Annotated in this window: 26 protein-coding genes; 14 read left to right on the forward strand and 12 right to left on the reverse strand. The window is 67.4% G+C overall.

What is annotated here, in order from left to right:
• Positions 1-142: 142 nt before the first annotated feature.
• From Ssi02_RS11725 to Ssi02_RS11740, 4 genes are all read left to right on the forward strand, one after another.
• Positions 143-2,194 carry a hydantoinase/oxoprolinase family protein gene (locus Ssi02_RS11725; RefSeq protein ID WP_204024754.1) on the forward strand — a complete coding sequence of 684 codons (2,052 nt, stop codon included), beginning with the start codon at positions 143-145 and terminating at the stop codon, positions 2,192-2,194.
• Entirely contained in the window at positions 2,191-4,023 is a 1,833-nt protein-coding gene (locus tag Ssi02_RS11730; protein ID WP_204024756.1) for a hydantoinase B/oxoprolinase family protein, read from the forward strand. The genes Ssi02_RS11725 and Ssi02_RS11730 overlap by 4 nt, the downstream gene beginning before the upstream one ends.
• Before the next feature lie 116 nt (positions 4,024-4,139).
• Positions 4,140-5,318 (forward strand): CaiB/BaiF CoA transferase family protein, encoded by a 1,179-nt coding sequence (locus Ssi02_RS11735; RefSeq protein ID WP_239128822.1) that lies wholly within the window; start codon positions 4,140-4,142, stop codon positions 5,316-5,318.
• 390 nt (positions 5,319-5,708) lie between these two features.
• Positions 5,709-7,196 (forward strand): carboxyl transferase domain-containing protein, encoded by a 1,488-nt coding sequence (locus Ssi02_RS11740; RefSeq protein WP_204024759.1) that lies wholly within the window; start codon positions 5,709-5,711, stop codon positions 7,194-7,196.
• 639 nt (positions 7,197-7,835) lie between these two features.
• Here the strand turns inward: Ssi02_RS11740 and Ssi02_RS11745 are convergent.
• A complete protein-coding gene (locus tag Ssi02_RS11745) occupies positions 7,836-9,413 on the reverse strand; it encodes an MDR family MFS transporter (RefSeq protein ID WP_204024761.1) in 1,578 nt (525 codons plus the stop codon).
• Positions 9,414-9,492: 79 nt separating this feature from the next.
• Here Ssi02_RS11745 and Ssi02_RS11750 point away from each other — a divergent pair, with 79 nt between their 5' ends.
• Entirely contained in the window at positions 9,493-10,062 is a 570-nt protein-coding gene (locus Ssi02_RS11750; protein ID WP_239128823.1) for a TetR/AcrR family transcriptional regulator, read from the forward strand.
• A gap of 60 nt (positions 10,063-10,122) precedes the next feature.
• Here the strand turns inward: Ssi02_RS11750 and Ssi02_RS11755 are convergent, their stop codons facing one another.
• The 4 genes from Ssi02_RS11755 to Ssi02_RS11770 form a co-directional block, all read right to left on the reverse strand.
• A complete protein-coding gene (locus Ssi02_RS11755; protein ID WP_204024764.1) occupies positions 10,123-11,058 on the reverse strand; it encodes a cation diffusion facilitator family transporter in 936 nt (311 codons plus the stop codon).
• A gap of 422 nt (positions 11,059-11,480) precedes the next feature.
• On the reverse strand, positions 11,481-11,858 hold the full coding sequence (locus Ssi02_RS11760; protein ID WP_204024765.1) for a type II toxin-antitoxin system death-on-curing family toxin: 378 nt from the start codon (positions 11,856-11,858) through the stop codon (positions 11,481-11,483).
• Positions 11,855-12,058 (reverse strand): CopG family transcriptional regulator, encoded by a 204-nt coding sequence (locus Ssi02_RS11765; protein WP_239128824.1) that lies wholly within the window; start codon positions 12,056-12,058, stop codon positions 11,855-11,857. Before Ssi02_RS11765 ends, Ssi02_RS11760 begins: the two co-directional genes overlap by 4 nt.
• A 64-nt stretch (positions 12,059-12,122) precedes the next feature.
• The gene (locus Ssi02_RS11770) at positions 12,123-13,337 is read right to left on the reverse strand and encodes a pyridoxal phosphate-dependent aminotransferase (RefSeq protein WP_275410655.1); all 1,215 of its coding nucleotides are present in this window, start codon (positions 13,335-13,337) and stop codon (positions 12,123-12,125) included.
• A 59-nt stretch (positions 13,338-13,396) separates the two neighbouring features.
• Between Ssi02_RS11770 and Ssi02_RS11775 the strand changes: the two genes are divergently transcribed.
• From Ssi02_RS11775 to Ssi02_RS11795, 5 genes are all read left to right on the forward strand, one after another.
• A complete protein-coding gene (locus Ssi02_RS11775; protein ID WP_204024766.1) occupies positions 13,397-14,374 on the forward strand; it encodes a DUF418 domain-containing protein in 978 nt (325 codons plus the stop codon).
• A gap of 9 nt (positions 14,375-14,383) precedes the next feature.
• Entirely contained in the window at positions 14,384-15,187 is an 804-nt protein-coding gene (locus tag Ssi02_RS11780; protein WP_204024767.1) for a carbon-nitrogen hydrolase family protein, read from the forward strand.
• Between the two features lie 5 nt (positions 15,188-15,192).
• Positions 15,193-15,648, forward strand: a complete 456-nt coding sequence (locus Ssi02_RS11785; RefSeq protein WP_239128825.1) for a hypothetical protein — start codon at positions 15,193-15,195, stop codon at positions 15,646-15,648.
• On the forward strand, positions 15,645-16,055 hold the full coding sequence (locus Ssi02_RS11790; RefSeq protein WP_204024768.1) for a UCP033725 family protein: 411 nt from the start codon (positions 15,645-15,647) through the stop codon (positions 16,053-16,055). Before Ssi02_RS11785 ends, Ssi02_RS11790 begins: the two co-directional genes overlap by 4 nt.
• A gap of 133 nt (positions 16,056-16,188) precedes the next feature.
• Positions 16,189-16,575 carry a hypothetical protein gene (locus tag Ssi02_RS11795; protein WP_204024769.1) on the forward strand — a complete coding sequence of 129 codons (387 nt, stop codon included), beginning with the start codon at positions 16,189-16,191 and terminating at the stop codon, positions 16,573-16,575.
• A gap of 89 nt (positions 16,576-16,664) precedes the next feature.
• Here the strand turns inward: Ssi02_RS11795 and Ssi02_RS11800 are convergent, their stop codons facing one another.
• Positions 16,665-17,843, reverse strand: coding sequence for an alpha/beta hydrolase family protein (locus Ssi02_RS11800; protein WP_204024770.1), 1,179 nt, complete (start codon positions 17,841-17,843; stop codon positions 16,665-16,667).
• A 503-nt stretch (positions 17,844-18,346) separates the two neighbouring features.
• Between Ssi02_RS11800 and Ssi02_RS11805 the strand changes: the two genes are divergently transcribed.
• The gene (locus Ssi02_RS11805) at positions 18,347-18,664 is read left to right on the forward strand and encodes a hypothetical protein (protein ID WP_204024772.1); all 318 of its coding nucleotides are present in this window, start codon (positions 18,347-18,349) and stop codon (positions 18,662-18,664) included.
• A 144-nt stretch (positions 18,665-18,808) separates the two neighbouring features.
• Here the strand turns inward: Ssi02_RS11805 and Ssi02_RS11810 are convergent, their stop codons facing one another.
• The 3 genes from Ssi02_RS11810 to Ssi02_RS11820 all read right to left on the reverse strand — a co-directional run bounded on the left by Ssi02_RS11810 (position 18,809) and on the right by Ssi02_RS11820 (position 21,015).
• Entirely contained in the window at positions 18,809-19,048 is a 240-nt protein-coding gene (locus Ssi02_RS11810) for a hypothetical protein (RefSeq protein ID WP_204024774.1), read from the reverse strand.
• A 402-nt stretch (positions 19,049-19,450) separates the two neighbouring features.
• Entirely contained in the window at positions 19,451-19,825 is a 375-nt protein-coding gene (locus tag Ssi02_RS11815; RefSeq protein WP_204024776.1) for a hypothetical protein, read from the reverse strand.
• 92 nt (positions 19,826-19,917) lie between these two features.
• Positions 19,918-21,015 carry a helix-turn-helix domain-containing protein gene (locus tag Ssi02_RS11820; RefSeq protein ID WP_204024778.1) on the reverse strand — a complete coding sequence of 366 codons (1,098 nt, stop codon included), beginning with the start codon at positions 21,013-21,015 and terminating at the stop codon, positions 19,918-19,920.
• 607 nt (positions 21,016-21,622) lie between these two features.
• On the opposite strand from Ssi02_RS11820, the gene Ssi02_RS11825 reads away from it, so the two are divergent.
• Positions 21,623-22,165: an RICIN domain-containing protein gene (locus tag Ssi02_RS11825; protein ID WP_204024780.1), complete on the forward strand. Its 543-nt coding sequence runs from the start codon at positions 21,623-21,625 to the stop codon at positions 22,163-22,165.
• 88 nt (positions 22,166-22,253) lie between these two features.
• Positions 22,254-22,862, forward strand: coding sequence for a peptidase inhibitor family I36 protein (locus Ssi02_RS11830; protein ID WP_204024782.1), 609 nt, complete (start codon positions 22,254-22,256; stop codon positions 22,860-22,862).
• Positions 22,863-23,270: 408 nt separating this feature from the next.
• Here Ssi02_RS11830 and ahpD read toward each other — a convergent pair whose 3' ends face one another.
• Together ahpD and Ssi02_RS11840 are read right to left on the reverse strand one after the other, a co-directional pair.
• On the reverse strand, positions 23,271-23,807 hold the full coding sequence (gene ahpD, locus Ssi02_RS11835; RefSeq protein WP_204024784.1) for an alkylhydroperoxidase, AhpD family: 537 nt from the start codon (positions 23,805-23,807) through the stop codon (positions 23,271-23,273).
• Positions 23,804-24,355, reverse strand: coding sequence for a peroxiredoxin (locus tag Ssi02_RS11840; protein ID WP_204024785.1), 552 nt, complete (start codon positions 24,353-24,355; stop codon positions 23,804-23,806). The genes ahpD and Ssi02_RS11840 overlap by 4 nt, the downstream gene beginning before the upstream one ends.
• Before the next feature lie 90 nt (positions 24,356-24,445).
• Here Ssi02_RS11840 and Ssi02_RS11845 point away from each other — a divergent pair, with 90 nt between their 5' ends.
• The gene (locus Ssi02_RS11845) at positions 24,446-25,390 is read left to right on the forward strand and encodes a LysR substrate-binding domain-containing protein (protein ID WP_204024786.1); all 945 of its coding nucleotides are present in this window, start codon (positions 24,446-24,448) and stop codon (positions 25,388-25,390) included.
• Between the two features lie 93 nt (positions 25,391-25,483).
• On the opposite strand, the gene Ssi02_RS11850 is transcribed toward Ssi02_RS11845, so the two are convergent.
• The gene (locus Ssi02_RS11850; RefSeq protein WP_204024787.1) at positions 25,484-25,825 is read right to left on the reverse strand and encodes a hypothetical protein; all 342 of its coding nucleotides are present in this window, start codon (positions 25,823-25,825) and stop codon (positions 25,484-25,486) included.
• Between the last annotated feature and the right edge of the window lie 47 nt (positions 25,826-25,872).

Consider the following 25,872-nt stretch of genomic DNA (forward strand, 5'->3'; position numbering starts at 1 on the left):
CGGTCGGGAGCCGTGGATCCCGAGTCCATAGGGCTTGCCGGGGGGTTCCACGGCTGACCTGGGCACCTGACAAGGATTCTGTGCACCCTTCGGCAAGGTACGCCGAATTCTGGAACCTCGCCGAATGGGTAGACACGGGGACATGCGCAGTTTCCGGATCGGTGTCGACACCGGCGGCACGTTCACCGACGTGGTGGCGGTGGACGAGAGCACCGGCGAGATCGTCACGACCAAGACCCCGTCCACCCCGGCCAACCCCGCGGACGGGTTCATGGCGGGCATCGAGAAGATCCTCGGCGGCGGCCTCGGCGACCTGTCCGACGTCACAGGCATCGTGCACGGCACGACCGTGGCCACGAACCAGCTCCTTGAGGACCGGATCGCCGATCTCGGCTTCGTGACGACAGAGGGCTTCGAGTTCATCCTGGAGATCGCCCGGCAGAGTGTGCCCGACGGCTACGGCAACTCCTACTTCTGGGTCAAACCCCCGAGGATCGTGCCGGTGCACCGGGTGAAGACGGTGGGCGGCAGGCTCGACCACCTCGGCGCCGAGGTGCGCCCGTTCGACGAGGCGGCAGCCGTACAGGTGGCGCGGTGGTTCAAGGAGCAGGGGATCACCGCGATCGGCGTGTGCTTCCTGCACGCCTATGCCAACCCGGATCACGAGCTGCGCATGCTGGAGGTGCTGGAGCGGGAACACCCGGAAGCGGTGGTGTCGATCTCCAGCGAGGTGCTGCGCGAATACCGCGAGTATGAGCGCTCCGTCACCACCCTGGTGGACGCCGCGGTCAAGCCGACCATGCGCCGCTACATCGCGAACCTGGCGGACCGCCTGCACCGCCCCTTCTCCGTCATGAAGAGCAACGGCGGCGTGTTGTCCGCCGCCGAGGTCGTGCACCAGCCGATCACCACCGTGCTGTCGGGACCGGCGGCCGGCGCGCTGGGCGCCGCCCTGGTGGCCTCCACCGCCGGACACCCCTCCGTGATCACCCTGGACGGCGGCGGCACGTCGACCGACGTCGCCGTCGTGATCGACGGAGAGCCGAGCCTGACGACCGAGGGCACCATCGGCCGCTACCCGTGCAAGATCCCCATGATCGACATCGTGACCGTGGGCGCGGGCGGCGGCTCGATCGCCTGGGTGTCGCCCGAGGGCACACTCAAGGTCGGCCCGAAGTCCGCCGGTGCCGATCCCGGCCCTCTTTGTTACGGCAAAGGCGGCACCGACGTGACCGTCACCGACGCCCACGTCTTCCTCGGCCGGGTGCCGCCGCACCTGCTCGGCGGCGAGATCCCGCTCGACGCGCAGGCCGCCAAGGAGGGCATCGTGTCGCTGGCGGGCAAACTGGGGCTGAGCCCCGAGCGGTGCGCGACCGGCATCCTGGAGATCAGCGCCTTCAACCAGTCGAACGCCATCCGCCAGATCACCGTCAAACGCGGCCTCGACGTACGCGACTTCCCGCTGGTGGCCTTCGGCGGGTCGGGCCCGCTGCTCGCCTGCCGCCTCATCGACGTGCTCGGCCTCACCTCGGTGATCGTGCCGCCCGACCCGGGCAACGTGTCGGCGTTCGGGCTGCTCACGGTCGACGTCAAGAACGACTACGTGCGCACCCACGTCGCCCGCGACAGCGCCCTGTCACTCAGCAAGGTGCACGCCGTCTACGAGGAGCTGGAGGTTCAGGCGGCGGACGCGCTGGACCGCGAGGGTTTCCCCGCCGAGCGGCATGTGCACGCCCGCAGTGCCGACCTGCGCTATTACGGCCAGGCCTACGAGGTGCGGGTCGCCGCCCCGGCGGGCCGGATCGACGAGGGGTGGAGGGCCGAGGTGCTCGACCGTTTCCACCTGGCTCATGAGCGGCTCTACGGATATGGCTATCGCGACGATCCTCGCCACGACGTCGAATGGGTCAACCTGCGCGTGTCCGGCATCGGGCCCATCACCCGCCCGGCGATAGCCGTACGCGACGCCGTGCCGCCTCGTGACCCCGTGCACCGCGACGTGCACTACGAGGGACCGGGGGAGGGCCAGTGGTGGCACGCGCCGGTCCACCGGCGGGCCGACCTCAGCCCGGGGGACCGGATCACCGGGCCCGCCGTCATCGAGGAATACGGCTCGACCGTGCCGGTTCATCCGTTCTTCACCGCCGAGGTCGACCGGCACGGCAACCTCGTCATCACCAGGGGGACCTCATGACCGTCGCCGACCCGGTGCTGATCGAGATCGTCGAGGGCACCCTCGCCTCCGTCGAGAAGGAGGTCGAGACCGCCATCGCGCGCACCGCCCGCTCACCGATGATCAGGGACGCGCACGACTTCCGCGCAGGCATCCACGACGCACGGCTGCGCAAGCTGACCGGCCGCTCCTATTCGGCGCTGGTCCAGCCCATCGTGCGCGACTTCCCGATCGGCACGATGCGGCCGGGGGACGTGTTCTTCCACAACGACGTCTACTTGTCCGAGGGCGGCATCGGGCATCTGCCCGACCTGTGTGTGACCGTCCCGGTCTTCCACGAGGGAGAGGTCGTGGCGTTCGTCCAGGCTTTCGGGCACCACGACGACATCGGCGGCGCCGTACCGGGATCGATGCCATCAGACGCCCGCAGCGTGTTCGAAGAGGGGCTGATGGTGCCGCCGATCCGCCTCTGGGACCAAGGGGTCCCCAACCAGGCGGCACTGCGCATCATGACCCGCAACTCGCGCATGCCCGACTCGCTCGCCGGCGACCTCGACGCCGAGTGTTCGGCCTGCCTCATGGGCGCCCGCCGCCTCACCGAACTCTTCGACAGGTACGGCAGAGCCGCCGTCGAGGCCTGCTTCGACGCGATCATCGGCAAGACCACCGAGACCTTCCGCCGCGAACTCCTCGCCAAGATCCCCGAGGGGGTGCACGTCTGGGAGGACTACGCCGAACACGACGGCGTGGACGAGCCGCGCCTGCACGCCCAGCGCATCACCCTCACCGTCGACCACAACGCGCCAGAGCCGCTCACCATCGACTTCACCGGCACGTCGCCGCAGGCCAAGGGGCCGATCAACCACGCGGGCGACTATGCCGACGGCGTTTTCCTGAAGAAGTGGCTCGCGCCGATCCTGCGCAACCTCGCCGACACCCCCGAGCGGATGGCCGAACTCGACGTCAACGAAGGCGTCGTGCCCCTCATCAAGATGATTTTTCCTGAGAAGGGCACCCTGCTCACCCCGATCTTCCCCGCCCCCACCAACGCCCGCACCTTCGTGATCCTGCGCCTGCTCGGCGTGCTCGCCGGCGCGCTGGCCAAGGCCACCGGCGGGCGCATGCCCGCCGACCAGGAGACCATCCGCTACACCGGCGTCCACGGCACCGACGCCGACGGCGTGCCCTATCTGATGCGCGAGGTGCTCGGCGGCGGCTCCGGCGGCAGATGGTACGCCGACGGCGAGGACACCATCCACGTCGTGCCCGACTCGCGCAACATTCCCGTCGAGTTCGCCGAGTCGCGCTGGCCGTTCCGGGTCGAACGCCTCGGCCTCGCCCAGGACTCCGGCGGGCCCGGGCTCTTCCGCGGCGGGCTCGGCTATGACAAGCATCTGCGGATGTTGCGCGACGCGTCGTTCATGTCGATCGCCGACCGGTCCATCCTGTCGTGCTGGGGCGTCAACGGCGGCCACGCCGGACGCCCGTTCCTCGTGGAGATCATCGGCGAGGACGGTACGGCACGGGCCATGGAAGGCCTGGTCGACGCGGAGCCGGTGCGCGCCGGGGAGATCGTCCGGGTGCGCACCACGGGCGGCGGGGGGTGGGGGTCGCCGCTGGACCGCGACCCCGACCTGGTGGCGGCCGACGTGCGCGACGGGAAGGTGTCGGCTCGCGGGGCGAGTGAGGACTACGGGGTCGTCCTCAACCCCGACGGCACAGCCGATCACGCGGCCACCCGGCGCTTCCGGGCCGGATTGCCGGAGGACACGGCGTTCTTCGATCGGGGGCCGGGGTTTCCCACCTTGTCGGGCGGACGGACCGAGGCGGACGTAGACATCCTGCCGTGAGGTTTGCGTGGTGTGTGGCCGCACTAGGGCACCTGGAAGATGCCGCTGCAGGGGCACCTGGCAGGCTGGGCTTGGACACCTCGCCGACAATGCCGTTCGCGACAGAGGAGAAGAAAGTGCAAGGACCCCTCGATGACATCGTCGTACTGGATCTGTCGCGGGCCCTCGCGGGGCCGCACGCCGCGCAGATGCTGGGCGACCTCGGCGCGAAGGTGATCAAGGTCGAGCATCCGAAGGGCGGCGACGAGTCACGCGGCTGGGGGCCGCCGTTCGTGGGGCCCGACCACGATATTTCCACTTACTTCCTGGCGGCGAACCGCAACAAGCAGTCCATCACCGTCGACCTCAAGTCCGACGAGGGCAAGGCCCTCATCGAGCGGCTCGTCCGGCACAGCGACGTCCTCATCGAGAACTTCCGCACCGGCGTGCTCGATCGCCTCGGCTTCACCGTGGAGCGGCTCCACGAGCTCAACCCCGCCCTCGTCGTCCTGTCCATCACCGGCTTCGGCCACGACGGCCCCGAAGGCGGGCGGCCCGGCTACGACCAGATCGCCCAGGGCGAGGCCGGCCTCATGAGCCTCACCGGCCCCTCCGCCGACGAGCCCTACCGCGTCGGCGCCTCCATCGCCGACCTGCTCGCCGGCATCCACGGCGCCTACGGCATCGTCGCCGCTCTCTACGAGCGCGGCCGCACCGGGAAGGGCAAGGTCGTGCGCACCTCCCTGCTCGCCTCGGTCACCGGCGTGCACTCCTACCACGGCACCGCCTGGACCGTCGCCGGCAAGGTGCCGACGGCGGGCGGCAACCACCACGCCTCCATCGCCCCCTACGGCGCCTTCCACTGCGCCGACGGCATGATCCAGATCGCCGTCGCCAACGAGGTCCAGTGGCGCAAGGTCGCCGAACTGCTCGGCATCGACGCCGAACGCCCCGAATACGCCACCAACCGCCAGCGCTTCGCCCACCGCGACGAACTCATCGCCGAGATGGAGAAGGTCCTCACCACCGCCGACCGCGGCCACTGGCTGGCCGCCCTCGGCAACCTCGGTGTGCCCGCCGGCGCCATCCGCTCCCTCGACGAGGTCTACGAGTGGGACCAGACCCGCTCCCAGGGCCTCGTCGTCACGGTCGACCACCCTGTCCTTGGATCGATCGAACTCCCCGGCCCCGCACTCCGCTTCGACGGCACCCCCGCCAGGGAGCACACCCCACCCCCGGCCCTCGGGCAGGACAACGACACCGTCCTCGATTGGCTGACGGAGGCGGAGAAGGGCGACACGTCTTCGCACGGCTAGTAGTAGGTGCCGGTCGGGCCGGTCGGTCGAGTACGGCACCGCCGTACTCGACATCGACCGCCCGGCCTGCCGCTATCCCGGAAGTGCCGGTGACCTCCGCAGAACTTGAGGGCCGGCCTTGACCGGTGAGCCGCCGCCGCTTGTCCTTGTCCTTGTCCGCGATAGCGGTCGTTTCCCTGTCCTGAACCGGAACCGGAACGGGCCAGGTGACCCGCCGATTGCACCTGGGGAAACGCGCTCCTGCGGGGGTGGGTGAAGGTCGTCTGCGGGGGTGTGGCATAAGTGTCAGGAGATTGAGGTGCGGCGGGAGATGGGATCGGGTATGTCCATAATGCCGAGACGCAGGACGGTGGCAATGGCGGAGAGCGGCGGCGGATCGTGGGTGGAGCTGTGACACGCGGACCCGATGCGCGCACCCTGATCGGCGAGGTGCTAGACCCCGGTTCCTGGAAGTCGTGGGACGAGCCGCCCGCCGACCCCGCCGTGCCCGGCTCACGCTACGCGCGGGAACTCGAAGCGGCGCGGGAGCGCAGCGGATACGACGAGTCCGTGCTGACCGGCGAGGGCCTGCTCGACGGCCGCAGGGTCGCCGTCGTGGTGTGTGAGTTCTCCTTCCTCGCCGGATCCATCGGCGTGGCCGCCGCCGAGCGGCTGGTTCGCGCCGTGGAACGTGCCACACAGGAAGAACTTCCGCTCCTGGCCGCCCCCGCCTCCGGCGGCACCCGCATGCAGGAAGGCGCCCTCGCCTTCGTGCAGATGGTCAAGATCACCGCAGCGGTCGCGGCCCACCGCGCCGCGGGCCTGCCGTACGTCGTCTACCTCAGGCACCCCACCACCGGCGGCGTCTTCGCCTCGTGGGGCTCCCTCGGCCACGTCACCGCCGCCGAACCCGGCGCCCTCATCGGCTTCCTCGGCCCCCGCGTCTTCGAAGCCCTCCACGGACAACCCTTCCCCGAAGGCGTCCAACGCGCAGAAAACCTCTACGCCCACGGCCTCATCGACGCCGTCGTCTCCGCCGGCGAGGCCCGCGACATCGCCATCCGGGCTCTCGCCGTACTCTGCGCACCACGCGAGGCCACCCGCTCCGTGCCCGAACCGGCGGGCGAACCCGAACCGGTCGAGGCATGGGAGTCGATCACCCGGTCACGCCGCGCCGACCGCCCCGGCGTACGTGCCCTGCTCAAACTCGCCGCCACCGACGTCACCCCCCTCAACGGCACCGGAACCGGCGAAAACGACCCCGGCCTGCTCCTCGCCCTGGCCAGATTCGGTACGGCCCCCGCCGTAGTCCTCGGCCAGGACCGCCGCGGCCAGCGCGCCGTCGCCCCCCTAGGCCCCGCCGGGTTGCGGGTGGCCCGCCGCGGGGTCCGCCTGGCCGCCGAACTCGGCCTCCCTCTAGTCAGCGTGATCGACACCAGCGGGGCGGCCCTGTCCAAGGAGTCCGAGGAAGGCGGCCTGGCCGCCGAGATCGCCCGCTCCCTGGCCGACCTGGTCATGCTCGACGCCCCAACCGTATGCCTCCTCCTAGGCGAAGGCGCCGGCGGCGCCGCCCTGGCCCTGCTCCCCGCCGACCGCGTACTCTGCGCCCAGCACGCCTGGCTGTCCCCCCTACCCCCCGAGGGCGCCTCGGCCCTGCTGCACCGCAGCACCGAATTCGCCCCGGAGGTGGCCTCCGCCCAGGGAGTACGCTCCGCCGACCTCAAGCGGGACGGCATCGTCGACCGCGTAATCCCCGAGTTGCCGGACGCCGCCGACGAACCGGCGGAGTTCTGCACCCGCGTAGCCCAAGCCCTGGAGTACGAAATTGCCGCCCTGCTCACCCGCCCCAGAGGCGCCCGCATAGCCGCCAGACTGGCCCGCTATCGCCGCCTGGGGTGACTTCGGCGTTCAGGACACCTCGCAAGGCGGAGGTTGTCTCGCATGGCGCGGCTCTAACGGGATCCAACGACCCGGCCACCCAAACCCGAGCGGCCTTCGTAACCCACACGCCTGGGGTCGAAGTTAGGCACAGCCACGCGAAGCCCATGGCTGCCCTGGTCACACCTATCAGTGTGTCTGCGGCTGGCGTATCACGCGGCCAGAAAATGGCCGCTGCTCCTGCCATGACAGTAGTGGCGAACAGGAAGATCAGCGTACGGCGTCGCAGCACGCGAGAAGCAGTCCAGTGGGTCAGAGCCTGGTCCATAGGGCCTTGCCAGACCGCGTTCACGGTGTACGGGCGAACTTGAAACCGTGCATTCGGCGTTCCGCCGTTGTAACGATCGGCGACAGCCGTACCCGGTAATAATGCCGCTGTCGCGGCAAGGCGAGCCCGGTCGTCAGGGCACGCCGCACTGTGCCTCTGTTTGTGAAATCCACCTGAAAGACAGGTCGATGTTAAGGGGGAGGAACGGCAATCTCCAGGCGCTTATTCGGCGCCATGTCGGTGGCCCGGACATGCCATGCCACGTCAAACGCTTGGCGCGTCCGGTTTATGGGGCGAAATACACAGTCGACATTCCGGAAAGGGGTGCCGTGTCAGCTACCCGACGCGACGCGCGCCAGGTCTTCCTTTCGTGTCCGGGCGGAGCGGAGGGGGAGTTCCTTCAGGGCCAGTACGGCGAGGGCCCCGAGCAGGCCAAGTGGCACGCCGAACAGGAACACCGTGTGCACCGCCCGGTTGAACGACTCCAGCACCACCTCGACCATCGGCGCGGGCAGCAAGCGGATGTCCGCCGGTGCCCCCAGTGCCAGGCGCTCCCCCGCCGGGAGCGGCAGGCCCGCCGCCTTGGACAACGACGTGAGCTCTCCGGCGAGCCGGGTCGACAGGATGGCGCCGAAGGCGGCGACGCCCATCGAGCCGCCGAGTGCCCGGAAGAAGGCCACGCCGGTGGTCGACACCGCGAGGTCCTCGCGGCGGGCGGCGTTCTGGGCCGCCAGGATCAGGGTCTGCATCGACGCGCCGAGCCCGAGGCCGAGCACCGCCATGTTCAGGCCCACGACCGGCAGTGGGGTGTCGACGCGCAGCCGCGACAGCAGGTAGAGCCCCACCGCTACCGTGACCATGCCTACCAGGGGGAAGATTTTCCATCTGCCGGTGCGGCTGACCAGCCGGCCCGTCAGCACCGACGCGCCGAACAGCCCGGTCACCATCGGCAGTGTCATGAGCCCGGAGTTCATCGGGCTCATGCCCTTGACGACCTGGAGATATTGCGGCAGGAACATCAGGGCGCCGAACATCGCCATGCCCACAAGCAGTGAGGCCGTCGCGGCGAACACGAATGTGCGGTCGCGGAACAGCCTCGGCGGCAGGATCGGCTCGCTCGCCCGCCGCGCGGCCAGGACCGCGCCGGCGAGGGCGAGCAGGCTTAGCGTGCCCAGGCCGTATGTCCATATCGAATGCCAGGGGAAGACCGAGCCGCCGAACGACAGGAGCAGGATCGCCGCGCTCGCCGAGAAGCTGATGAATCCCGCGCCCCACCAGTCGATTCTGGCCTGCCGCCGGGTCGGCGGGAGTTTCAGGACGAAGTGGATGACGGTAAACGCCACCACCGCGAGCGGGACACTCACCCAGAAGCACCATCGCCATGACAGGTGGTCCACGATGAACCCGCCCAGCAGCGGTCCCGCCACCGTCGACACGCCGAACACCGCACCCATGTAACCGCCGTAGCGGCCGCGCTCGCGCGGTTCGACGACGTCGCCGAGCACGATCTGCGGGAGCGCCTGCAAGCCGCCCACGCCGATGCCCTGGATGGCGCGGGCGGCCACCAGTTGTCCCATGTCCTGCGCGAATCCGGCGGCCACCGACGACAGGGTGAACACGAGCACGGCGAGCTGGAACATGCGCTTGCGCCCGTAGAGGTCGGAGAGCTTGCCCCAGAGCGGCAGGGAGACGGTCATTGTCAGCAATGTGGCGCTCGCCACCCAGGCGAGCTGCTCCTGCCCGCCGAGGGTGCCGACGATCACCGGGAGGGCTGTGGCCACCACGGAGGTCGAGATCAGTGAGGTGAGCATCGCGAGCATGAGTGCCGCGAGGATCTTGTGCACCTGTGAGCGTGTGTATTGCGGGGGATCGAGACGTAAGTCCGCCTTGATCGTGGCCTCCGCGAGCATGATCCTCCCCGAATACATGTATGGTACATGCGAAGTTAGTAGACGCTTGTTTACATGTCAATCTGGAAGGATGGCGGGCGTGGAAGAGGTACGGCCCCGTGATCGGGATGCCACGCGGCGTCGCATCCTCGACGCCGCCATTCGGTTGTTCTCCGAGCTCGGCTACGACCAGGTGACCATGCGTCTCCTCGCCGCCGAGGCCGAGGCCAACGTCGCCCTGATCAACCGATATTTCGGGTCAAAACGTGAATTGTTCGCCGAGGTCCTGGAACAGCAGGGCAAGTTCCCGGGCATGCTGGACAAGGCCCACGACGACCTGCCCCGCCACCTCGCCGAGTTCGTGGCCGAACGGCTCTTCGCCGAGCGCGACGACAATCCCGTCATATCCGCCGTCAACCGCACCGGCGCCAGCCCTGAGGTGCAGGAGATCCTCCGCGAGCGCATGATCACCGCGATCCTCGACCCGCTCGCCGCCCGTCTCCCCGGCCCCGACGCCCACCTGCGCGCCACGGTCGCCGCCGCGCTCATCATGGGCAGCGGCACCGTCCACCGCCTTCTCGGCCCCCACCACCTGGAGGCCGGCTCCCGCGCGGCGGTCGTCGACCACCTGACTGCGGTCTTCGCCACCTGCCTCGGCACGCCAAACTAAGGGATAAAAGTACGGCGAAGGCCATGCAAGCCTTCGCCGTACTCCGTGGCGCGGGTGTCGTCAGGCGTGGGTCGCGGCCTTCGCGGCCGGGGCGATCGCGCAGCCCGAGGACGGCACATGGTCGACCTGGAGGGTGGTGTGGTCGATCTGGAAACGCTCGTGCAGGAGCTCGGCGAGCTCCCGGCGCACGCGGTGGCAGTCGCCGCCGACGTGCACGGTGACATGGGCCGACAAGGCGGGATAGCCGCTCGTGACGGTCCAGACGTGCAGATCGCCCACCTCGGTGACGTCCTCGTGGCCGGCGATGGCCTCCTTGACCTCGGCCGGGTTGACCCCGTGCGGGGCGGCCTCGAAGAGGATGCGCCCGGCCTCGCGCAGCAGGCTGTAAGCGGCCTTGGCCATGAGCGCCGCGACCACGAGCGCCGCGACGGCGTCGGCCCGGCCCCAGCCGGTGATCCACACGACGGCGCCGGCGACGGCGGTGGCGATAAAGGCGTACATGTCGTTGAGGAGATGCTGGAAGGCGCCCTCGACGTTGAGGCTCGTGCGGTCGGCCTTGGCGATGAGCCAGGTGCAGACGGCGTTGACCGCGATGCCCACCAGGGCCGTCACGAACACGAGCGGGCCCTTGACCTCGGGCGGCTCGATCAGCCGGTGGATCGCCTCGTAGACGAAGTAGACCACGAGCAACACGAACGTCAGGCCGTTGATCGCGGCCGAGATGATCTCGGCCCGCTTCCAGCCGAACGTGTAGGCCCCCTTGGCGGGCCGCGCCGCCAGGCTGATCGCGATGAGCGCGAAGACGATCGAGGCCGCGTCGGTCAGCATGTGGCCGGCGTCGGAGATCAGGGCGATCGAGTTAGCGATCACTCCGATCACGACCTCGGCGGCCATGAAGGTGACCAGGATGACCAGCGCCGCGGTCAGATATCGACGATCGGCGTTCGCGCTGGGCGCGTGCCCATGCCCGTGGCCATGTCCATGACCGTGTCCCATTTAGGCGTTCCCCCTGAGGTGCTCACGGCTGAGATCGAGGAGCCTCCGGACATGGGCACCGGCCACCCGGCCACAGCTCACACGCCCGTCCGCCACTCTGCCCCGATCGCGCGTTTTGCGCAGGCGAATGGCTAATCCGGCAACGACTTCCATAATCACTTCCTGAACAACTGAACAGATGCTCAGATGTTAGCCAGTCCATTCCCGGGCGCACAAGGGGCTTAGGTTAGGTTGTCCTAAGTTATCGCGAAATAGGAGGTCAACGGCGTCCAAGTGGGCGATGTCTCACCTCTTGCCGACCTACTCCAACGACAGTAGGCCCCCTCCCTGAACGGGAGAGGGCCTGCGAGGATCTAGCGGATGAAGCCGCCCAGAGATAACAGAGTCGGACTCCTCCCAGGCGAGCGGGCCCGACTTCCCTCCTAGACCACGAAACCTCGAAGGGACTGTGCGATCTCATCTACGTCAGAGATCTTTCCCGATGCGATCGCCACCACTAGGTCGTAGGCGACATCGTCATCGTATGGATCGATCTCCACGCCATTTTTGGCGCAGAAGACATACGTTGTGAGCCAGGCGGCCCGCTTGTTGCCATCCACCAGAGGATGGTTCGTGACGATCGAGTGGAGAAGAGCCGCCGCCTTGGTCAGCACGTCCGGATAGGCGTCCTGACCAAAAACCGACGTCTGCGGCCGGAGAAGCGCTGCCTCGAGCAAGCCGAGATCCCGCACCTGGATCGGCGCCCCGACGGCGAATCTCGCCACACGGAGGGCTTGTTCCAGGCCGACGAAAAGGGTCACTCTCCCAGCCTTCTCAGCAGCTCACTGAACCGCTTGGCCCCTTTGGCCGCCAACTCATCGGTGAGATCGTCATCGGCCAATCGCGCCAGATAGTCATCGATCGCGTTGAGCGCGACCTGTTGCATGCTGCGCCCCTCCTTCTCCGCTCGACGGCGAAGGGCTTCGGTCTGCTCATCGCTCAAACGCAGAGTCATGGCCATGCCCCCATCCTAGGTGAAGGTGGTATCACCGTGATACCACCCCCGGGATGAAGACTACAGTGCGTCACGGCCTGGTGTCAGTGCGTTTTTCCAGCCCCGCCAAGCGGCGGACCGCCTCGTCGATGACCTCGTCCTTCTTGCAGAAGGCGAAGCGGACGTAGTGCTTGCCGTAGGCGGGGTTGTCGTAGAAGACCTGGGTGGGGATGGCGACCACGCCTGCGAGGGAGGGGAGGGTGCGGGCCAGGTCGAGGCCGTCGGTGAAGCCCAGGGGGCGGATGTCGGTCTGCACGAAATAGGTGCCTGAAGGGCGGACCACCTCGAAGCCGGCCTGGGTGAGGCCGGTGATGAGGCGGTCGCGTTTGGCGGCCAGGGAGTCGCGCAAGGTGGTGACCCAGGCGAGTTCGTGGCGCAAGCCGTACGCCGCGGCGAGTTGCCAGGGGGCGCCCATCGTGAAGGTGAGGAACTGCTTGACCGTGCGCACGGCGGCGACCAGCGGTGCGGGGGCGCAGATCCAGCCGGTCTTCCAGCCGGTGACGGAGAAGGTCTTGCCCGCCGAGGAGATCATCACGGTGCGGTCGCGCATGCCGGGCAGGGTCGCGAGCGGGATGTGCTCGACGCCGTCGAACGTGAGGTGCTCGTAGACCTCGTCGGTCACGGCGATGAGGTCGTGCCGGAGGCACAGGTCGGCGATGAGGGAGAGTTCGTCGCGGTTGAAGATGGTGCCGGTGGGGTTGTGGGGTGAGTTGACGATGATCGCGCGGGTGCGGGGACCGATGGCGGCGCGGAGTTCGTCGGGGTCGAAGGTGAAACGTCCATCGGTGAGCCGCAACGGCACGGCCCGCCGTACGGCTCCCGCCAGCGTGATGACGGCGGCGTAGGAGTCGTAGTAAGGCTCGAAAAGCACCACCTCGTCGCCCCGCTCGACCAGGGCAAGCAGGGTCGCAGAGATCGCCTCGGTCGCACCGACCGTCACATAGACCTCGTGGTCCGGATCGTAGACCAGCCCGTAATGCTTCTCCCGGTGCTCGGCGACCGCCTCCCGCAACACGGGCACCCCGTGGCCGGGCGGATATTGGTTCGCACCCGACCGGATCGCCGCCACGGCGGCCTCCAGCATGGCGGCCGGCCCGTCGGTGTCGGGGAAACCCTGCCCGAGGTTGATCGACCCGGTGCGTACGGCGAGAGCCGTCATCTCGGCGAACACCGTCGTGCCGAACTCGCGCATGCGGGCGATCAGCGGGTCGGCCTGCGGCTGGGGCGAAGCGGTGAAGTCACTCACGCGGGCAGCCTAGCCGTCCACTAGCGTCAGGCCATGTCCCACTCACCCCCCGATTTCCGGTGAACCCCGCACAGGACATCCCGCAGATCGCCGTGTCGCGGATCCACGAGCTCGACGCGGTGCGCGGGTTCGCTCTCTGCGGGATCACCTTGGTCAACATCTGGCAACACGCGAGCGGGGAGTCGGAGTTCAACGTGCCCGGCGTGGATCCGTTCGTGATGAACGTGCTCGAAGGCAGGTTCTACCCGATCTTCGCCTTCCTTTTCGGCATCAGCTTCGCCCTCTTCTTCCGTTCGGCCACGCGGCGGACGCCGCAACCCCGTCTCGTGCTTCTGCGCCGCTTCGGCGCGCTGGCCGCCGTGGGCGGCGTGCACGCCTACTTCAATCCGGGGGAGGTCCTGTTCTTCTACGGAGTGGCGGCGATTGTCGTTCTGGTGCCCGCGACGTTCCTGCCCGGCCGGGCTCTGCCGTACGCCGGGGTGGGAGCGCTGCTGGCCGGCCTCTACTTCAGCGCCGGGATCTGGCTGATGCCCGGGTTGTTCCTGCTCGGGATGGCGTTCGCCGAGCGCCCGCCGAGCCCGAGGTGGGCTTTACCGGTGTTCGTGGTGGGTGCCGCGGCCTCGGCGCTGCTCCTCCTGGTGTCGTGGAACACGTGGTACGACATATTCGGCGACACCTGGTATCGCGTGACCAATCCCGTGGTCGCGCTGCTCGGAGCCGTCACCTACGCGCTCGGCATCTTCCTGCTCGTGCGCAGGGTCAAGGCGGTGTCCCGGCTGCTCGCACCCGTCGGGCGGATGGCCTTCACGCATTACCTGACCGCGACTCCGGTCTTCCTGCTGCTGACGCCGGTGCTCGCCGCCGATACGACGCGAATGTCGGTGTTCGCCCTCGCCGGCGCGCTCATCGTGGTGTTCATGGTGTACAGCCCGTGGTGGTTGCGGAGATATCACTACGGTCCACTCGAATGGGTGTGGCGCTGCCTGACGTGGTGGGAGGTGATCCCCAACCGGCGTCCGCGTACAGAGGCCCCTTAAAGTGGACGGATGACGAGCATCGCGCTGTGCCAGATTCCCGTCGACGTCGATCCCGCCGCCAACCTCGACCGTGTGAGGGAGGCACTGGTGGCGGCCAGAGCCTCGGGCGCCGAACTCGCGATCTTCCCCGAGGCCACCCTGACGAGGTACGGCAAGCGCGTGACCGAGCTGGCCCAGCCGCTTGACGGCCCGTTCGTGACGGGTGTGGCCGACGCCGCCCGGGCCGCGGGCGTCGCGGTGATCGTCGGCATCTTCGAGACGGGCCCCGACTCGCTCGTCTACAACACCGCCGTCGTCCTCGACGAGGCCGGCACGCGGATCGCGGCCTACCGCAAGATCCACCTGTTCGACTCGTTCGGCGCCCGTGAGTCGGAACTCGTGGCCCCCGGCGGCACCCCGACCGTGGTCGAGGTCGCCGGGCTGCGGGTCGGGTTGATCACCTGTTACGACGTACGGTTCCCCGAGCTGACCAGGGCTCTGGTCGACGAGGGGGCCGAGCTGTTCGCGGTGATCGCGGCCTGGGGGGCGGGGCCGATGAAGGAGGAGCACTGGGCCACGCTCGTGCGTGCCCGCGCGATCGAGAACACCATGTGGACCGCCGCCGTCGGCCAGGCCCCCAACCTCGCCGCGAGCGACACGTTCGGCATCGGCCGCAGCATGATCGTCGATCCGCTCGGGGTCGTCCGGGTCGATCTCGGCCCCGCCCCCGCGATCCACGTGGCCAAGATCGACCAAGAGGTGACGGCGACCACACGCGTGGTGCTCCCCAGCCTTGAACACCGCGTATTGGGAGTCGCCAAGCCCGTAAAATAAGGGCCGTGATCGAGCCAGGGCGCAGACCGTTGATGCAGAAGGCCATTCCACCTCGCCTGCTCGTCCCCTATCTCTCCGGCAAGCGCACAGTGATCTCCGGCTACGTCTACCGTGTTGAGGATTGCGCGCCACTGGACTCGCCGCGCTACCTGGTCAGCGGCCTCGACCTGGGGTTTGAGGGGTCCGAGCTGAGCGAGGGGGTGCCCGAGCTCTATCTGCTGCGCTGGCAGGCGCGTGACGTCGACACCTACTCGGTGCCCTACGGCCCGCACATGGGCGGCGACTGGAACGACCAGCCGCCGTTCGCCGGAAACGGGTTCACCACCTCGCGCGAGCATGTGGTGCCCCAGTTCCACACCACCCCCATCCCGATCCCCGCCGGAGCCGAAATCGTGCACATCACCGAGGGCGGCGAGAGTGTTTTCGCCGTCTACGACGGGCTGACCTGGCGACCCGCATGAGCGAGCAGATCACCCCCGTAGCGTCCGGCTTCGTGGCCCACTTCGAAGGCATGAACCACCCCGCGGCACTGGGCCCCGGCCCCGACGACGTCGTGCTGTTCAGCGAGGAGGAGCGCAAGGGCTTCGAGGCCGCCTCCGGCTATTGGCGCCGTAAGGTGACCCGCTCGGAGCTGTCCTGGCTCGTCATGGTGCGCACCATCGGCGCCTTCGGCGGCGAGCCGTGCGTCGTCCTCGACGAGGACGACGACGGGCTCCACATCGCCTACACCGGCCACAACGGGGTGAAGGCGGAGGCGCTTGGTTATTGGATGGTGGACCACGGGGCATACGAGGTGGTCGTGCCTCGGGAGGAGGTGGTCTCCATCCGCGTCGAGCGGGTCCCGGTGGCCACCTCGCCCTTTGCCTGAGCGTGCTCACCGGGCCACCCGCGGTCACGACCGCCGGGTGGCTTCGCCGTACGGCAATGCCCCCGCAGGCCGACGTGGAGGCCCCGCGTCCGGCTCATCCTGGGGCCGGTCAGCCTGGAAGCAAGGCCACCGGGTGCGTTCGCCGTACGCCTGTCTCGTGCTTGAAAAGTGCCCGGCGGTGGTCACCGCCGGGCACCTCTGCGCAACGCTCAGCCTGCCGCTCTGGTCTCTCCGGGAGAGCACGCTTAAGAGTCCGGCGTTGATACCGGCGTCCGGGCCGAACTGGTCGGGCGTGGCGGCGAAGGAGACGGTCCTCGTGGAGTTGAAGCAGGGCGGCAAAGCTGTGTTCGCGCCCGCGCTCGACGACCCGTGGGGGGAGCAGGTGAAGGTCTTCTCCGGCGCCTTCGCCAAGAACTTCGACCGCGACAAGGCGGCGACACTCATCGGCCGCGACGCGCAGGGCACGGAACTCTGGCGCCACGTGGTGCCGAAGGGCTACTTCCAGGCACCTGCCAACTGACCTGCACGCTGACCACAGGGGACGGCGGCCGGCACGCCGTCCCCTGCTCAGGAGCGCCCGTTACTCTCGCGGAGAACCACGACCCCGGCTCATCGGCAGCTATTCGCGGACGAGCAGAATTGCACCTCGGGGTAGCGCGGGGAGGGCTTTTCGAGCAAGCGCTGCGGCTTTCCGTGGAGGTGAAGGCTGAGGAAGGCTCCGACGTACTTGCGGGTGATGTCCAGCGAGCGGGTTCCCTTCAGGTCGCCGCCGAGGTTCACACCGAGTTGCTGGATCAGCATGTCGTAGTCGGTGAAGGACGGGTGCAGCGCACCCTTCACCACCAGCCAGCGCTTCCACCCGGTCAGCTGCTCCCAGTCGCGTTTCCACGTGCTGTCGCCCGCGGGGGCGCCCATCATCATGAACGGTCGCCCAAGTCCGGGTTTGGGGATCGGGAGGAACATGCTGCCGTCCATGTTGATCCCGGCGCGCACCCGGGAGTCCTTCAGCATGGTCTCCGGGGCGGCGGCCCCTCCGATGGACTGGCCCGCCATCGCGATTCGGGCCGGGTTGATCAGAGAAGCGCCCTTCCATTTAGGGCCGGCACCGGTCAGCTGGTCGAGCACGAAGGAGACGTCGACCGCGCGGTTCCGGATCACCTTCTGGCCGAAGTCGTCGGCGCCGGCGTTGTCATCGGGTTCGATCTCGCAGGCGGCACAGGTGGCGACCCGCCTGCCGGGGAAGGTGGTGGCGAAGTTCTCGTAGGTGTGGTCGATGCTCGCCACCACGTACCCTCTGCTCGCCAGGTCCTCGGCCAGCCCTGTGAGCGAACTGCGAAGCCAGGTGAAGCCGGGCGACATCACCACAAGCGGCAGACTGCGCGGGCGTCCCGCCGGTTTGGCGTCGATGAAGGCGTTCGTCCGTGTCCGGCTCAGCGCGTCTGTCGGTATTTTCTCCAGTTCCTTTATCCGCGCCCCTTTCAAAAGCAGCTCCGACTCCTTGGGCGTGACGTACGGCGCACGCCGCCCTTCACGTGCCGCCGTCGGGTACCACAGGGACACCATGAGCTCCCTCGCCTTGGCCGTGGGCACCCACGGGTCGGGGCGGGAGGTGTCGGTCAGGTGCAGGGATGTCGTGCCGACCTGGTGGGGGCCGGTCGGCTTGGGCAGGAAGGGCGTGCCGGCCGCCGCGGCGGGGGCCGGCGCCGAGAAGGTGGAGGCCATGAGGGCGAGCAGCCCTGCGACGGTGGCCAGCTTTTTCCGTGCGGGGAGGGTGTTGTCATGTGGCATGGGTTGATCTTGCGGCTTGATTCTCGGTGCCGACTTCGACCGAAGGACCTGTTACCGCTGTCTCTGCCGTACTTTCGACCGACCGGGTTTCTCACACCTAATCCAGTGCTCGCCAGCAGGTGGGGCCGAGGGTCTGGAAGGCTTTGCCGCCTCAAGCGTGCGCCGCCATAGAGGCCTGCCGTACCAAGAGCCAAAGGGGTCGATGCCTTAGGCAGCTTCACCGCAAGCGCCCGCTCGGGGACCCTGGAGGCCTTTTTTGATCTAGTGCAGCAGTTTCGCGCGGCCACGAGACTGCTGTGGCTGTTCGCTCGCTCTCTGTCCTTGAGCCGGGGGGCGGAACGCACGGGCCGCCGGGAGCTCAAGGGAAAGGGCGGCGGGAAACGTCGGGCTTGACGGCGGGGGATGCCCGTCTATAGTCCTTTTTAGGAAGCTTTCTTAACAGTTCACCATCCCGGGACCGCCTGTCCGCAGTAAGTCGACCCGCTGGAGGTCAGCAGATGCGCATGAGAAAGCACGCCGCCACCTTGCTCGCCGGAACCCTCTTCACCATCGCCGCCCTTCTGGGCGGGGCCTCGCCCGCACAGGCCGATCCCTACGCCTGCTCGAGCGGCACGGATTACACGCCGAGCGTCCGCTCCTGGTCCTACTGCGACTACGGCACCAGACAGCACCGCGTCGCCGTCTGGTTCACCTTCGCCAACCCCCATGTTGGTGGCTTCTCCTGGTGGGAGTACGGCCCGTGTGTGAACCCCGGACAGCGCTCCGAGCACACGCCCAGCAGTTTGGGTGCCCTCTCAGCGGTATACTCCGTCAGCTGCTGATCCACCTGATGTGGTTCCCTGCCGAGGGCCGAACCCTTTGGCCGGCTCCACTTCAAAGGCTGTTCTCCTCTCCGGAGAGACGTCCCTTGGTGGTCTCGACGGAGATCTCCGACGGCCTTATCCCAGAGCCTCTTAAGGCGGCGGCTACCTCTCGCCCTCTGCCTCATGATCGCCAGAAGTCCGCTTGGCTTCGCCGTCCTGACAAAGCCGTTCCGAGATTCGTTCACTCTCAGCTCTCCAAGAGCCGATCATTCCCGCATTCCACCAAACCCTGTGGTCGATCTGCCTGATCGCTTTGAGATCGTCGTTCTCGCCAGCGGCGACGATCTCATCGAACGACGGAGAGCTGAAGTTCCCGTCCTCGGGTGGTTCCATGTCCCACATGGCGCCACTCTCGTACGAGGGCGGCGCGAGCCACCACTTCCAGGCGCCCTCGGCCGTGACGGCGAAGCCCTCACACCCTCACACGCTGCGCGATGGAAGAGCGAGCCTCGCCACAGGCTGGTATGGAATGGGTTCTTGAGTGACTACGTGAGTGACAACGGCCATGGACATGGGCGGATGGCTACAGATCAATATGGACTGTATGCACAGGTGAGAGCCGGTGCCCATCTTGTTCCGGGGCCCGCGAGGCCTGCCTTGCATGCAGGAGCTCAGGGGTAGCTGTGCCGTACGGATCTCGCTGTCCTCGCGTTGAAGGGGTTGGCCGACCTCACTTGAGGTCGGCCGAGGCAGACGGCGAACATCGGCCGCCCTCTACTTGGTCTTCTCCCAGAACCCCACCGATCAGCGGACGGGGCGGTTGCCCGTCGGCCCCGAGATGGACCAGCGGATGGTGATACGAGCATTCTTCCCCGCCGGGATCTTGTGGAGTCTGATGGCCATGGGAAAGGAACCCTTGTTCCAGACCGCGCAGCTGCTGCGTATGCCTGCGTCCCGTCCGTGGATCAGCACGGTGTAGCTGAGGCGCGAGGCCAGGGCGCCCGCGCAGAGCGCATCGGTGCCGATCGTCCGGTCGGCTGGCACTCGCACGGTCACCTCGGAGTCCTGAGGCCACGCACCGGTCTTGGCGGAAAGTGGCCGGTAGCCCGCGATGGAAGGGAACGCTTTGACGGCGGGTGGGTCGATCGCCGAGTCGGGCGGGCGTCCACTCGTAGACACCAAAGGTCCAGACCCCGTGCTGGGGATTTATGGGCTTGCACGGACTTCCCTCTAGGTACATGCATCCCGAGCCCGTCCTGGGATGAGACTCCTCAGTCCGACTCAGGGGCCCTGCCTTGGGAGAGAACTCCATGGCGAGGGAAGAAGAAGCGCCGATACTCGGAGGGGGACATGCCGTACGCGGACTGGAACGCACGAGAAAAGTGCGGTTGTACGGCGAAGCCCCAACGGGCGGCGATGGCGCGGATGGGCCGATCAGCCAGGGCAGGGTCGGCCAGGTCATGTCGGCAGCGATCCAGGCGACGTGTGCGAATCCAGTCCATGACGGTGCACCCTCTGGCTTCGAAGAGCCTGTGCAAGGTGCGGACGGAGATGTGATGTGCTTCGGCGATCATCGCCGGTGCCAGGCCCGGTTCCCCGAGCCGCTGTTGAATGAATCCCTGGATCTGCAGGTACAGAACCTGCCGGCCGGACTCCGTCGGCAGCGCGTCCGTCGTCTCCATTTCGTGGGCGATGAGAGCCGCCGTCAGGTCGACCAGCATGGTCGACACGCGGATGGCATCAGACGGCGTATAGCCGCTGAGATCGCGGGCGGTCTGAGTGGCGAAACTCCGCAGCAGCGCGCCGACCCCGCTGCGCCCGGACAGGCGGGCTCCGAAGAGGTCGCGGGTAACGGCCGGCGCGGCGGGGAGCAGCTTTCGCGGGATATGAAGCGCCAGATAACGGCCGACGCCTGATTCCCACCATGCCTCATAGGGGACCGAGCTGTTGCCCAAGCAGATATCCCCGGGACGGAATCGGGTCTGACGCTGATCGCACATCAGCATTGTGGAGGCGCGCTCGTGGAACACCACATGATAGAGCTCCGGATCCGAACGGCGGATCAGCTCGGCACCGCGAGACACTCCCCGGCGAGCCGTACTGCCTGTGGCCGTCCGCTCTATGGTCACCACGCCTAGGTCTCCTACGGCTATCTTTCCCCAGAAACCGGTGTTCCTGTCGCCGTAAAGTTCCGTCGGCACGATCTCACGTAGTGCCGCCTCCCGGAGGTAGGCCAGCCCATCGGGCGGCGCGACATCTTCCGTCGAAATCACCGTATGCAAGGTGGATCCCCTTAACCGCGACGTAGCGGGGCCGGACATGATGAAGCCCGGCAGGGCACTTTCGTTGTTGCACTGGATGATGGACAAAACGCGTCTACGCCCTGCTTATTTCAAAAATCGAGATTCTCGTCAAGGGGCACGTTGCGGGCGGCATGGCCCTCCGGGGTCCTTCCCGGCCCCAGTTCGGCCGAGCCCCTCGCACAGTCGTCGAGTCGCCGGGCGGTCTTGTGACACGCGTCGCAGAGAGGCGGGCCGGGCTCCTGTGCTCTGCATGACTGCCGGGTCCGTCCCGGCCTGCCTGCCGATCAACGCGTTCCTTGGAGCTGTGCCGCTTGGCAGGCAAAGTCAAGCACGTGGCGCTCATTGTCAACGACATATGTGACCAAATCCGGAATCATCTGATTCGCGGGGATTTAGAGGAGTGAAGCGTTTTTATGGGCTCTCGGCTATGACGGTAGCCATCGCTGGCGCCGTCTAACCAATCCCGGCTGTATCTGCCTCGCTGGATGGCCCGGGCAGGCCTTTGGGGGCAACGTGCAGTGCACTTCTGCGACCACCGCCAGCAGCGTTCGTGACTGGAATGCCTTACTCCAGCAGGTCTTGCAATGGCTCGATATTGAACGAAGGTAATCGCGCGGCTGCCGAATCGGCGCCAGGCCGGATACCCCGACGTCCGCAGAGGAATAGGAGACCGATGCGCACCAAGAAGCTCTTCGCGATCGCAATTGCCGGCATCGTCGTGTTAGCCGGCGGGTTTTTCAACCCCGCAAATGCGGGCGCAGCGTTTATCACCACCTGGGTCAGCGTGCAGAGGCCGAACGGTGCGACCGGCACGAAGGTGCTGGACGTGAGGGACGGTTCCCAGGCGAACGGAGCCCGGGTTCAGATATGGCAGAGGAACGGCTACGCCCAGCAGTACTGGACCATCGAGCGGACGGGAACCTCGAATTCCCTGGGCGTCTACCAATTGACCAGCCGGCACAGCGGCAAGTGCCTCGACATGGCCATTGACGGAACGATCGGTAACGGCACCCGCGTGCAGCAATGGACCTGCACCGGCGCCACAAACCAGCGCTGGATAGCAAGGCCGGTCGTGGCCGGGAACAACTGGGTCTCGCTCGTCAATCAGCGGAGCGGACTCTGCCTCGACGTCCCGAACTACAGCTACACCGACGGCAACATGCTCCAGGTCTGGCAGTGCCACGGTGACTGGAACCAGCGCTGGAACATCTACTGACATACGGCGACGGCCGGTCCGGTGAGGTATCGACCGGAATTCGCGCAGAGAAGATGCGGATCATTCTTACGGAAGGGACGCTTTGTAAATGCAGCTCGGTAAGCAAGTCGCGCGTATCGCCCTATCGGCGGGTATGGCACTCATCGCCGCAGCGGCGGTCGCGTTCGCGGCGCCGGCCACAGCGGCAACGGCTCCATCGATGGCCCCTGCTCCTGCCCCAGTGGCCACGTCCTCGGCATCGACCAGCTCAACGGACCTGCCGTCCCTCCTGAGCCGGCAGGCCCGCTCGGATGCAGAGTTGCGGGAACAGATCGCACTTCAGCTGAAGATCGCCCCAGGGGGCAAACAGACGAGCCGCAACGAGGTCTCATATGACAACGGTAAGTTCGTAGTGACCTATGCTCTTCCCGGGCAGCGTGCCCTCGGCGTCCCTGACTGCCCGTCCGGCTGGTTCTGCTTCTACGAGCACATCAATTTCGGCTACCCGCGAGGCAGGCTCTCGGACTGCGGCCAGCAGTATCTCGGAGACTATGGCTGGAATTACCGCGTATCCTCGGTCGACAACAGCACTACCAGCTCGGTCCACTACTACGACATATCCTACCTTTACCTCTTCACCAACTACAATCCTGGACCAATCGCTTATGTCGGGAACGCGGCGAACGATCAGGCAGCATTCGTTTTCCGGATCTGCTGAACTCACTGCACGCGTACCACAGCGAGTGCGACCGGATTACGGCAGATTCGGGCTGCTGAGCTTCTTTACTTGTAGAAGCCGGTGACCAGGCCCGCCCATGAGACCGATTCGCCGAACTTGATCTACTGGGGCACGCGCGGTTCCGCGCGTGCCCCAGGCCGAGGGGGGCGGATGCTGCCGGGCACCAAGCGCCTCGGTCGGCCCCGCGCCGTTGGGCCGGTCGAACTCGCCGCGCTGCGACGCATGGTCCCCAAGACGTCAACGGTGACCGAGGCCGCCCATACGCGCCGGGCGGCGAGCAAGGGGCGACCGGCTGTGCCGTACCGGTCGTAAGAGCTGTGCCGTACCGGTCGTAAGACACATTGAAGGGGCGCCGCGACATCGCGGCGCCCCTTCAACCTGCGAACTTCACACGGTCGCCAGTGCCGCCTCGCCCTCAAGCGTGACGGCCACCGCGTTGACGACGGCGGCGATGCGCAGGGCCTCCTGGATCTGCTCGCGTGGCATGCCCGACTTGCGGAGCACCTGCTCGTGGGACTCCAGGCAGCGCCCGCACCCGTTGATCGCGGACACGGCCAGGCTCCACACCTCGAAGTCGAGCTTGTCGACACCGGGGTTGCCGATGACCGTCATGCGCAGCCGCGCGGGAATCGTGGTGTAGGTCTCGTCGCCGATGAGGTGCGTCGACCGGTAGTAGACGTTGTTCATCGCCATGATCGCGGCGGCGGCCTTGGCAGCGGTGAACGCCTCGGGCGACAGGTGGCCGGCGGCCTCGGCCGACAGTTCGGCGATGACCTGGCGTGACCTGGTGGCGAGGGCGCACGCCAGGACCGTGCCCCAGAGCTGCTGGTCGGTCAGGGACGACGTCGTCGTGACCGAGCCCAGGTTGAGCTTGATGTCCTTGGCGTAGGCCGGGAGGGCCTCCTTGAGCGCGTCGACGCTCACTGGGCCATCAGCGCCTTGGCGTCGAGGCCGCTCTCGCCCTTGTTCCAGTTGCACGGGCACAGCTCGTCGGACTGGAGGGCGTCGAGGACCCGCAGGACCTCCTTGACGTTGCGGCCGACCGACCCGGCGGTCACCATCGAGAACTGAATCTCGTTGCCCGGGTCGACGATGAAGGTGGCGCGGCGGGCGACGCCGTCCTCGCCGAGCACCCCGGCGGCCTCGGACAGCTCCCGTTTGATGTCCGAGAGCATCGGGAAGGGCAGGTCGCGGAGGTCCGGGTGGTCCTTGCGCCACGCGTGGTGCACGTATTCCGAGTCGACCGACCAGCCGAGCACCTGCGCGTCGCGGTCGGCGAACTCGCCGTTGAGCCTGCCGAACTCCGCGATCTCGGTGGGACAGACGAAGGTGAAGTCCTTGGGCCAGGCGAACAGGACTCTCCACTTTCCTTCGTAGGTCTTGTGGTCGATGGTGGCGAAGGCATTGTCGGCGTCGAGCGCGACGCAGGCGGTGAGCTCATAGGCCGGGAAACGGTCACCAACGGTGAGCATGGATCTCCTTGCAAGACGTCGTTGTCGGACCCCTAGACTGCCTGATCAGGCATTGATTCGAGAAATCGAGTAGTCGAACCAATCTGAGAGGTGATCCTTATCAATGACCCCACCCCCACCCTCTCTCAACTGCGGGCTTTTCTCGCGGTCGCCGACCATCTCCACTTCCGGGAGGCCGCGGCGACCCTGAAGATGAGCCAGCCCGCCCTGTCCAGCGCGGTGTCGGCACTGGAGGAGATCCTCGGCACCCGGCTTCTCGAACGCACGACGAGGAAGGTGCTGCTGACTCCGGAGGGTGAGCGTGTCGCGGTGCGGGCGGCCCGGGTGCTCGCGTCTGTCGACGACCTCATGCACGAGGTGGCCCACTCGCGCCAGCCTTTCACCGGCACCGCCCAGCTCGGCGTGATTCCCACCGTGGCGCCTTATCTTTTGCCCGCGCTTCTTCCGATGTTCGCCCGCCGTTTCCCCCGGCTGCGGCTGATGGTCCACGAGGCCAAGACCGAGACCATTTTGGAGGAGGTGCGCGAGGGCAGGCTCGACATGGTGCTGCTCGCGCTGCCGACCGATTCGGGCGGCCTGGTGGAGGTCCCGGTCTACGACGAGGAGTTCCTGCTGGCGCTGCCGGGCGACCACCCGCTGGCGGGCGGCACCGACCCGATCTCCCGCGATGTGCTCAAAGACCTCGACATCGTGCTGCTCAACCAGGGGCACTGCCTGCGCGAGCAGGCCATCGACGTGTGCCGCGAAGTCGGGGCCAAGGCCACCGCCGCGACATACGCCACGAGTCTGCCGACCCTCATGCAACTGGTGGCGGGTGGCCTCGGCGTCACCCTCGTGCCCGAGTCGGCCGTGCCGGTGGAGACCGGCAGGAAGATACGCCTCGGCCTGCGCCGTTTCGCGAGCCCCGCCCCGAGGCGCACCATCGGCCTGGCCTATCGCGCGAGCTCGGCCCGCGCGGCGGAATACGCTCAGCTCGCGGCAGCCGTACGCGGCGCGGTGCGCACACGCCGCCTGCCCGTCACGGTGCACTCCTGACGCGATGGCGTGCCAAGCGACTCCCATACGGTACGGCGCCGCCCACCTGGGCGAGAGCCGTACGGCACAGCCTGGATGTGCGGCGTCGCCCGCTCAGTCGCGGCGGTTGTGGAGCGCACGGGTCAGCGCGTAGGCCAGGTTGACGACGGCGATCAGGCCGAGCACCGCGAACACCACCAGGACCCCCTCGTCCTGGACGATCGCCAGCATGGGGATGGTCAACACGATCGACACGATGCCCAGGGTCATCTGAGCCCAGTCCAGCGGCGCCTGCCGCGCCTTCTGCGTGGCGAGTCGGGCGTCGATCACCGAGTTGATTCGGTCGACGAGCCCTTCGGCGATCTGTTCTTCGAACGTGTGGCCAAGGGACCTGTTCGCCGCGAAGGCGGCCTGCACCTCATCGGCCTCGAGGCGCTCGTACTTCTCCGGCTGCATGATGTCGATTCTGCCCCGATCGCCTGCCCGGCGGGTGTGAGGTGGGG

Source organism: Sinosporangium siamense (assembly GCF_016863435.1).
Classification (GTDB): Bacteria; Actinomycetota; Actinomycetes; order Streptosporangiales; family Streptosporangiaceae; genus Sinosporangium; species Sinosporangium siamense.

What these genes read in the sequence shown, in the direction of transcription:
- Ssi02_RS11725 (WP_204024754.1), top strand. Translation starts at nt 143, where the DNA reads ATGCGCAGTTTCCGGATCGGTGTCGACACCGGCGGCACGTTCACCGAC.
- Ssi02_RS11730 (WP_204024756.1), top strand. Translation starts at nt 2,191, where the DNA reads ATGACCGTCGCCGACCCGGTGCTGATCGAGATCGTCGAGGGCACCCTC.
- Ssi02_RS11745 (WP_204024761.1), bottom strand. Translation starts at nt 9,413, where the DNA reads ATGCTCGCGGAGGCCACGATCAAGGCGGACTTACGTCTCGATCCCCCG.
- Ssi02_RS11755 (WP_204024764.1), bottom strand. Translation starts at nt 11,058, where the DNA reads ATGGGACACGGTCATGGACATGGCCACGGGCATGGGCACGCGCCCAGC.
- Ssi02_RS11765 (WP_239128824.1), bottom strand. Translation starts at nt 12,058, where the DNA reads ATGGCCATGACTCTGCGTTTGAGCGATGAGCAGACCGAAGCCCTTCGC.
- Ssi02_RS11780 (WP_204024767.1), top strand. Translation starts at nt 14,384, where the DNA reads ATGACGAGCATCGCGCTGTGCCAGATTCCCGTCGACGTCGATCCCGCC.
- Ssi02_RS11790 (WP_204024768.1), top strand. Translation starts at nt 15,645, where the DNA reads ATGAGCGAGCAGATCACCCCCGTAGCGTCCGGCTTCGTGGCCCACTTC.
- Ssi02_RS11800 (WP_204024770.1), bottom strand. Translation starts at nt 17,843, where the DNA reads ATGCCACATGACAACACCCTCCCCGCACGGAAAAAGCTGGCCACCGTC.
- Ssi02_RS11805 (WP_204024772.1), top strand. Translation starts at nt 18,347, where the DNA reads ATGAGAAAGCACGCCGCCACCTTGCTCGCCGGAACCCTCTTCACCATC.
- Ssi02_RS11810 (WP_204024774.1), bottom strand. Translation starts at nt 19,048, where the DNA reads ATGTGGGACATGGAACCACCCGAGGACGGGAACTTCAGCTCTCCGTCG.
- Ssi02_RS11825 (WP_204024780.1), top strand. Translation starts at nt 21,623, where the DNA reads ATGCGCACCAAGAAGCTCTTCGCGATCGCAATTGCCGGCATCGTCGTG.
- Ssi02_RS11830 (WP_204024782.1), top strand. Translation starts at nt 22,254, where the DNA reads ATGCAGCTCGGTAAGCAAGTCGCGCGTATCGCCCTATCGGCGGGTATG.
- Ssi02_RS11840 (WP_204024785.1), bottom strand. Translation starts at nt 24,355, where the DNA reads ATGCTCACCGTTGGTGACCGTTTCCCGGCCTATGAGCTCACCGCCTGC.
- Ssi02_RS11850 (WP_204024787.1), bottom strand. Translation starts at nt 25,825, where the DNA reads ATGCAGCCGGAGAAGTACGAGCGCCTCGAGGCCGATGAGGTGCAGGCC.